General features: G+C 40.0%; 7 protein-coding genes. 5 read left to right on the forward strand and 2 right to left on the reverse strand.

The genetic code is table 11. The features are described 5' to 3' along the window. Positions 1-216: 216 nt before the first annotated feature. Together xseB and xseA are read right to left on the reverse strand one after the other, a co-directional pair. A complete protein-coding gene (gene xseB, locus FTV18_RS15265; RefSeq protein ID WP_005235956.1) occupies positions 217-411 on the reverse strand; it encodes an exodeoxyribonuclease VII small subunit in 195 nt (64 codons plus the stop codon). Next, positions 401-1672 (reverse strand): exodeoxyribonuclease VII large subunit, encoded by a 1272-nt coding sequence (gene xseA / locus FTV18_RS15270; protein ID WP_180018773.1) that lies wholly within the window; start codon positions 1670-1672, stop codon positions 401-403. Before xseA ends, xseB begins: the two co-directional genes overlap by 11 nt. A 454-nt stretch (positions 1673-2126) precedes the next feature. Here xseA and FTV18_RS15275 point away from each other — a divergent pair, with 454 nt between their 5' ends. The 5 genes from FTV18_RS15275 (at position 2127) to FTV18_RS15295 (ending at position 6902) form a co-directional block, all read left to right on the forward strand. Continuing rightward, positions 2127-2573: an I78 family peptidase inhibitor gene (locus FTV18_RS15275; RefSeq protein ID WP_180018771.1), complete on the forward strand. Its 447-nt coding sequence runs from the start codon at positions 2127-2129 to the stop codon at positions 2571-2573. A 112-nt stretch (positions 2574-2685) separates the two neighbouring features. Then, entirely contained in the window at positions 2686-3045 is a 360-nt protein-coding gene (locus FTV18_RS15280) for a hypothetical protein (RefSeq protein WP_180018769.1), read from the forward strand. A gap of 214 nt (positions 3046-3259) precedes the next feature. Next, the gene (locus FTV18_RS15285; protein ID WP_004783805.1) at positions 3260-3529 is read left to right on the forward strand and encodes a hypothetical protein; all 270 of its coding nucleotides are present in this window, start codon (positions 3260-3262) and stop codon (positions 3527-3529) included. A 297-nt stretch (positions 3530-3826) separates the two neighbouring features. Then, entirely contained in the window at positions 3827-6466 is a 2640-nt protein-coding gene (locus tag FTV18_RS15290) for a bifunctional aconitate hydratase 2/2-methylisocitrate dehydratase (protein WP_125279114.1), read from the forward strand. Positions 6467-6539: 73 nt separating this feature from the next. Then, positions 6540-6902 (forward strand): hypothetical protein, encoded by a 363-nt coding sequence (locus tag FTV18_RS15295; protein WP_180018767.1) that lies wholly within the window; start codon positions 6540-6542, stop codon positions 6900-6902. Positions 6903-6992: the final 90 nt, after the last annotated feature.

Consider the following 6992-nt stretch of genomic DNA (forward strand, 5'->3'; position numbering starts at 1 on the left):
GAAGGTAAAGAATGTTGAAGGGTGCAATCTAAATTTTCAGATAAAGTCATAAAAAAATGAGCGTATTTACATACACTCATTTTTACTACATTTTACTAATATTTGCTTAACTGACTGGCATTACTCCTGATGAGGGCTTTTTTATAGGCAAGAGATTTTAAAATAGCCTAAGCATTTAAATCATCAAGCTATACTGATTTAAGGTATTAAATAAAATTAATCCTTAAAGGTCTCGTTCAGTGCATTCTGAACGGCTTCCACTCGGGATTTACAGGCTTTATACGCCTGCATAGACTCTTCAACGATTTTCATCAAATTATCAATATCTGGTTCTTGCTGAGATTCAAGTAATTCAGCATTCTTTTTCAAGATGTCATAGCCTTCCTGAAAGCTCAAAGTATCATGACTCATGGGGAGTTACCTGCGTAAGTTGTGCTGAAAATAGACCATCGTGTAATTCAACCTGAACGGGTTGTTGCACATCAATTTGATGAATTGAACGAACCACGTGTTCTTGCTGGCGCACAATGGCATAGCCTTTGGACAAAACATGTTTGGGATTTTGCAGTAGTGTTTCCCGCATCAGGGCATCTAGCTGCTGATTAATTAGTTGGGTCTGTTGCTGGGCAAGGTTAGAAGTATTGGACTTGAGCTGCTCTAAACGTTGCAAGGCATTCACAATCTGGTGATTGGCCAGATTTTGGATTAATTTTAGATATTGCTCATTCTGGTTTTGATAAGCCTGAATTTGCTGTTGAGAAAGCCGCTGGATGCTTTGCAGGTTATTTATAACTTCTTGCGTCAGCTCGACGACATGATTGCGAATTCCAGCAATCACCTTGCTCGGTGTGTCGAAAGAACGATGAGCGATTTCATCCAGAATCGTCCGATCTTTTTCATGACCAATACCAACCCAGACGGGAACTGAACGTCTGCAGAGCAGGGCAGCCAGCGCATAGTCATTCAAATACGCCAGATCATTGACTGCGCCACCGCCACGAATGATCACGATCAGATCAGGCGCGTGATGATACGTTTGTACCCACTGCTTTAAAGCTTGTGCCAAGCTTTGCATGATGCTTTGCGGTGCCGTATTTCCCTGAAAGGTCGCACTGTGATAGATAAATTCGCATACCTGAGCTTTTTGTAAAGCATCAGCATCTTTCTTGAAATCGCCCAGACCGGCAGCCTTTTCTGGAGCAATCACCAGAATCCGGTTTAGGTCAAAAGGTGTAGGGAGATTTTTATTGCGATTAATCAGACCTTCGGTTGTCAGTCTCTCTACAATCTGCTGATAACGTCGGGCTATATCACCCAAGGTATATCCAGAATCAATCTCTGTAATATTTAGGGAAAACCCATATTGCGGATCAAAGCTGGCTTTGACTTTGATTAAAACCTTAAGGTCCCGGCTTAGCTCAATACCACTTTCACGTTCAAATTGCGTCACAATTTTCTGTGCAGCAAATTTCCAGATGGTGGCCCGGCAACTGGCAATGACCTGATCATTGTCAGGATCTTTTTCTCCCAGTTCCAGATAGTAATGGCCAGCTTTGATATTTAAATTTCGAATCTCAGCTTTGACCCACACCGGTGTATCGAAAGTGATTTTAACCACTTCCTGAACCGTAGAAAGGTATTCTTTTAAAGAAAGCTGGAGATCGTCTTGCATGCCGAGATAAAGTTTAAAATTCAATCAAATATTAAATCAATATGGTCGCTAGTACAAACATCAAGCTTCGTGCATAAAAAAGGTTAGGACAAAGAAACTGGGAGATAATTAATTTAATGATCTAAAAACAAAATATTAGAGTAATGCTTGGTTGATGAAGGGTGATAAACAATTTGTATAATAATGTAATGACATTGTCATCTTAAAGCCATTCCAATATTTAACTAAATCTAAATTTTAGTTAGTTTAAGAAAGAGATTACTTTTAAAAGCTAATTATTGATTGATATAAATCATAGGAAATAGTGAGAACTTAAATGGGGTTAAACCTAATGATATTAAAAAATGATCCTGCCGCTTTTTACAGAATTACAAACACTCAAGCCTTTTCAGATCTGACGCTATAAATGGAATATGCTACATTAAAGGCGAATTCCTTTAGAAGAATACCGCTCATGAAAAAAATAATTTTATCTGGTTTGTCCGGATTATTTGCATCCATCCTCCTTGCTGGTTGTAGTATAACCCAGTCGCCTGATTCAAACTCTGCGTTATTAGGAACAGCGAATCCAGCGAGTGCCTATTGTATCAATCAGGGTGGAAAGCTGGAAATCCGTAATGAAACTAATGGGCAAGTGGGCTATTGTCATTTAAAAAATGGGCAAGTGGTCGAAGAATGGGAATATTTCCGAGCAAACCAGTCTAAATGTATTGCTGATCAGGCAGCTGCGCTGGTGGGCCAATCGAATTTAACTGAAGCGCAAATCAAAGAGAAAACCAAAGCTCAAATGGTACGCATGGTTGCACCTGGCCAGCCTGTCACTATGGATTATCGTGAAGAGCGCGTGACGGTCACTGTAGATCCAGCCACTAAGAAAGTAGTTCAGGCAAGCTGTGGCTAAGATATGAAATGATACTTTCGAGCAGGCAGTATCAATAAGAATAGGTAGAAATTTCATTTTAAATGACAAATCTGCGCTGATCTCTTATAGTGCCTCTCGGAAGGAGAAATTCATGAAAAAGTTATTTGCTTTATCGCTGATGGTTGCTCTGGTCGGCTGTGCAGAGAAAAAACCTTTAACCCCTGAAGAGCAGTGGCATGGCTATTGTCGTAGTGTGGGGAATGCTGCACGAACCATTATGCTGGATCGTCAGAATGCGATCGAGAAAGAAAAGGCTGTTGAGCATGCCAACAAGATCGATGATGACATTACTCGCGGTTTTATCCTAAATATTATCGATGAAGTCTATGCACTTCCGGAACAGGAAATTAAGACCGATGTAGATGCAGCCCGTGAGAAAGTCCGCGCTGAATTTACCAAAAAATGTATCGCCACACCGCATGATAAAATGCCAGATTACAAACCGTTCTAAGGAACGGTTTTTTTATATTTAAATAAAACAAACTAAGAAATCATCATTCAAAATAAATAGTGGTTTATAGATATAAGAAAATTCTTCTAATAATAAAAATAGCCTAAGCAATATTAAATATAATTTGTGACAATTGCTAAATCTAAAATATAGAAATGCTTATCTTTATATTGAATAATGAATTTAACTCCAAAGCCTTTAGGAGAAGAATAATATGGACGTCGTGAAGTATTTATATCACTCAGATCTGTTGTTAGAAGATGAAAAAGGATTGGCTATTATCGGTGGCGGACGCTATGTCCTGAGTGTAGGAGACAAGGTCGTGATTAAGCAGATCTTAGAGCAGGACAAAAAACGCTGTCTGGTCGAGATTTCCTTTGCCAGCAACAACCATAGTCAGACTTATGAAGATCAATGCGAATTAAAATTTGAGGGTTGTCGGGACGCTTTTCAGCAATATTTGAACTCAACGACAGTCCACTAAGGTGTAGTATCTTTTTCTAAGTAAATCAGGCAACATCGATGTTGCCTTTTTTATGCGTCGAATTTGGTTAAAAGTTGCCATATTTGTACTTAAATTATGCAAGGCGATGATGATTTGATTATTGAATGATCTTTATAAGCATCATTTAGTTATAAAATAATGAGCATCACAAAGAAACACTGTACTTGCATTAACTTTTAACTGGAATTTTAGTAAAATTTTAGAGTCCATATTATTTGTGAAGCTTTTATAAAGCAGGAATTCACAGGTAATTTTTTAAAAAAGAGGAATAACACCGTGCTAGAAGCTTACCGCCAACACGTTGAAGAACGTGCCGCACTCGGAGTCCCACCGAAGCCACTTGATGATGCTCAAACTGCTGCATTAGTTGAATTATTAAAAAATCCCCCAGCTGGTGAAGAAGCATACTTAGTTGACTTGCTTGAAAACCGTGTTCCAGCGGGTGTTGACCAAGCTGCATACGTAAAAGCTGCGTTCTTAGCTGCATTGGCAAAAGGCGAAGCGACTTCTCCACTAGTTTCTAAAGAACGTGCGGTTTACTTACTGGGCACTATGCTTGGTGGTTATAACGTTGCTCCTTTAGTTGAACTTCTAGAAGACGCAGAGCTTGGTGGTCTTGCTGCTGAAGCTTTGAAAAAAACGCTTCTTGTATTTGATGCGTTCCATGACGTAGCTGATAAAGCACGTGCAGGTAATGCAAATGCAAAAGCTGTTCTTCAATCATGGGCTGACGCTGAATGGTTCACAAACCGTGCAGACGTTCCAGAAGAAATCAAACTGACAGTTTTCAAAGTAACTGGCGAAACTAACACTGATGACTTGTCTCCAGCACAAGACGCTTGGAGCCGTCCAGATATTCCATTGCACGCAAATGCAATGCTGAAAAACGAACGTGATGGCATCAACCCAGAAGTTCCTGGTGAAGTTGGTCCATTAAACCAAATTAAAGACCTCATCGCGAAAGGCAACAAAGTTGCTTACGTAGGTGACGTTGTTGGTACAGGTTCTTCTCGTAAATCTGCAACTAACTCTGTACTTTGGTTCTTCGGTGACGAAATCGCTCACATTCCTAACAAGAAAGAAGGCGGTTACTGCTTAGGTTCTAAAATTGCTCCGATTTTCTTCAACACTATGGAAGACGCTGGTGCGTTACCAGTTGAAATTGACGTAGCAAACATGAACATGGGTGATGAAATCACTCTTAAAATCGACAAGGCTGCTGCTAAAGTAACTGCGTTCAAAGACGGCGCTCAAATCGCTGAAGCTGACCTTAAAACTCCAGTACTTTTAGACGAAGTTCGTGCGGGTGGTCGTATTAACCTGATCATTGGTCGTGGTTTGACAACTAAAGCACGTGAAGAGCTTGGTCTTGAGCCTTCAACTCTGTTCCGTACTCCAGTACAACCTGCTGACACTGGCAAAGGCTTCACCCTTGCTCAGAAGATGGTTGGTCGCGCTTGTGGTCTTCCTGAAGGTCAAGGTATCCGTCCAGGTACTTACTGTGAACCACGTATGACCACTGTTGGTTCTCAAGATACAACTGGTCCTATGACTCGTGACGAACTGAAAGACTTGGCTTGCCTAGGCTTCTCTGCTGACTTGGTAATGCAATCTTTCTGTCACACAGCTGCGTATCCAAAACCAGTTGACGTTCAAATGCAACACACGCTTCCTGATTTCATCATGAACCGTGGTGGTGTTTCTCTACGTCCAGGTGACGGTATTATCCACTCTTGGTTAAACCGTATGCTTCTTCCAGATACTGTTGGTACTGGCGGTGACTCACATACTCGTTTCCCAATTGGTATTTCATTCCCGGCGGGTTCTGGTCTTGTAGCATTCGCTGCAGCAACTGGTGTTATGCCACTTGATATGCCAGAGTCTGTTCTTGTGAAGTTCAAAGGTAAAATGCAGCCTGGTATCACTCTACGTGACCTAGTTCATGCGATTCCTTATGTAGCGATCCAAGAAGGTGATCTGACTGTAGAGAAGAAAGGTAAGAAAAACATTTTCTCTGGCCGTATCCTTGAGATCGACCTGACAGAAATGGAAACTGACCTGACTGTTGAGCAAGCATTCGAACTTTCTGATGCTTCTGCTGAACGTTCTGCTGCTGGTTGTGCGATCACTCTTTCTGAAGAGAAAGTTGCTGAATACCTACGTTCTAACATCACTATGCTGAAGTGGATGATTTCACAAGGCTATGGCGATGCTCGTACTATGGCGCGCCGTGTAGAGAACATGGAAAAATGGTTGGCTAACCCATCACTTCTTAAAGCTGATGCTGATGCTGAATACACTAAAGTGTATGAAATCGACCTTTCTACAATCACAGAACCAGTTCTTTGCTGCCCGAACGACCCAGATGATGCGAAACTTCTTTCTGACGTTCAAGGCGTGAAAATTGATGAAGTATTCATCGGTTCTTGTATGACTAACATCGGTCACTTCCGTGCAGCTGGTAAACTTCTAGACAAAGTACCTGGTGGTTCTTTATCTACTCGTCTATGGTTGGCTCCTCCAACTCGTATGGACGAACACCAATTGATGGAAGAAGGTTTCTACAATACTTATGGTAAAGCGGGCGCTCGTACTGAAATGCCAGGCTGTTCATTATGTATGGGTAACCAAGCACGTGTAGCTCCAAACACTACTTGTGTGTCTACATCTACTCGTAATTTCCCGAACCGTCTAGGTCAAGGTGCTAACGTTTACCTAGCATCTGCTGAGCTTGCTTCTGTTGCTGCTGTATTGGGTAAATTACCTTCTCCAGAAGAATACCAACAGTACGCTGCTCAAATCGACAGCATGTCTGCTGACATCTATCAATACTTGAACTTCGACAAGATGGACGAGTATACAGATGCTGCTAAAGACATCGATACTAAGAAAATTGCTGCTGCTCAATTAGCTTAATTGATCAAAAAGTAGTTTAGAATAAGGGCTGATTTATCAGCCCTTATTTTTTTATAAATCTAAAGTTTAAATTATGAATCCATTGCATTTATTATTAATAGAAAATTTTACAAAATTAACCAATTTATTTCTTAATTTAATAAAGTTTGGGGCAGGTATAGGGGGATTGAGTTTAATATATTATCTTTTACTTATAAGTTATTTACCAAATGAGTTTGCAATTGGCGATGGATTGCTATTGTTTATGCTATCTATAGTAATTGGTATGATATGTTGCGTAATCTTTTTATTACTATGGATTCAAGGAAAATTAATATTTGATGTATTTTTTTTAATTTATAAAAAATCACCTAAAATAGTTAAAAATATTATTAGCAGGAAAGTAGCTGGAGATATTAAATCGCAGATTCAAATCCCAAGTGCAACACATTTGTAATTAGTTGAAAAAGTTAGGTGTATTCATAGAATCATTAGACTTTTTCAACTCGCAATTGGAAAGCACACAATGAAGAAATACACCCAACTT

Source organism: Acinetobacter sp. YH12241, from assembly GCF_013417535.1.
Taxonomy (GTDB): Bacteria; Pseudomonadota; Gammaproteobacteria; order Pseudomonadales; family Moraxellaceae; genus Acinetobacter.

Bases quoted from the DNA above. Each gene is read 5' to 3' on its own strand.
- xseB (WP_005235956.1), bottom strand. From the start codon at position 411: ATGAGTCATGATACTTTGAGCTTTCAGGAAGGCTATGACATCTTGAAA.
- FTV18_RS15295 (WP_180018767.1), top strand. From the start codon at position 6,540: ATGAATCCATTGCATTTATTATTAATAGAAAATTTTACAAAATTAACC.
- xseA (WP_180018773.1), bottom strand. From the start codon at position 1,672: ATGCAAGACGATCTCCAGCTTTCTTTAAAAGAATACCTTTCTACGGTT.
- FTV18_RS15275 (WP_180018771.1), top strand. From the start codon at position 2,127: ATGAAAAAAATAATTTTATCTGGTTTGTCCGGATTATTTGCATCCATC.
- FTV18_RS15280 (WP_180018769.1), top strand. From the start codon at position 2,686: ATGAAAAAGTTATTTGCTTTATCGCTGATGGTTGCTCTGGTCGGCTGT.
- FTV18_RS15285 (WP_004783805.1), top strand. From the start codon at position 3,260: ATGGACGTCGTGAAGTATTTATATCACTCAGATCTGTTGTTAGAAGAT.